1 protein-coding gene is annotated in these 1,093 nt (G+C 40.9%); it reads left to right on the top strand.

Going from position 1 to position 1,093, the window contains the following annotated elements; translation table 11 throughout:
• On the top strand, nucleotides 1–1,086 hold a 1,086-nt coding region (locus WJR50_RS34090), incomplete at its 5' end, for an IS701 family transposase (protein WP_341297796.1).
• Nucleotides 1,087–1,093 lie beyond the last annotated feature (7 nt).

Below are 1,093 nucleotides of genomic sequence, written 5' to 3' on the forward strand. Positions count from 1 at the left end.
TTACTTGATTTATACACAGATTATCTTCTAGTCTCTACTAGCCAAGCAAGTGCTACAGGCCTGTCTCGCATGCTTGATGGTGAGCTTAGTCATGACAAGATTACCCGTTTTCTGTCAAATGAGGAGTTCACATCTAAGACTCTATGGAAGTTGGTCAAGCCTACTGTTCGTCAGGCCGAGCAGCTAGGTCAGCAGAGCTTTCTTGTCTTAGATGACACTGTGGAGACCAAACCCTATACCCAAGAGAATGCTTTGATATGTTGGCATTATGATCATACTGTGAATAAATCGGTAAAAGGTGTTAACCAGATCAGTAGTCTATTCTATAGTGCAGGCATTTCAGTTCCTGTAGGGGTAGAGTTTGTAGAAAAAGATGTTTGGCAGATCAATGTTAAGGGCAAGCTGGTACGGAAAGCATCTATTGGCAAACAAGAGTTATTTAGAAGGCTTGTCAAGCAGGCTAGCATCAATTTATCCCATGTAGACTACATTTTGGCAGATTCTTGGTTCAGTTCAGCAGAGAATATGCGCTTTATCAAACAAGACTGCGGATATAATTTTATCATGCCTTTAAAGAAAAATCGCAAGGTTGCCCTAAGTAGCTGTGCAAAGCAAGCGGGAGAATATAAGCGACTGGATTCACTGGATTTGCAAGAAGGGGAGCATGTCAGAATCTATCTTGAGCAAGCGGCCGCCGCTGCGGTTGATTTTGCCATATGGCTCACCAAAGCCGTCTATCATAATAAAGACGGTAGTGTGGGAGAACTCTATCTTGTAACCAGTGACTCAGCGCTTTGCGCAGAAGAGATCAAAGCCTTCTATGCTTACCGTTGGAATGTAGAAATTATGTACAAGTCGGTTAAAAGCAACGCATCATATGCAAAGTCTCCGACAGGAACTGTTAGAACACAAAAAAATCATTTCTTCTGTTCTATGGTTGCATTCTGTAAGCTTGAACAGATTAAACTCAAGACAAAAAATAATCATTTTGCTCTAAAGGCAAAGTTATATCTACCAGCTATTAAAACTGCCTTTGCCTATTTGAATGATATAAAGCAAGGATTAGGTATCAGCTTAGTTGCGTAACTTCAGT

This window comes from Catalinimonas locisalis (assembly GCF_038039535.1).
Lineage (GTDB): Bacteria > Bacteroidota > Bacteroidia > Cytophagales > Cyclobacteriaceae > Catalinimonas.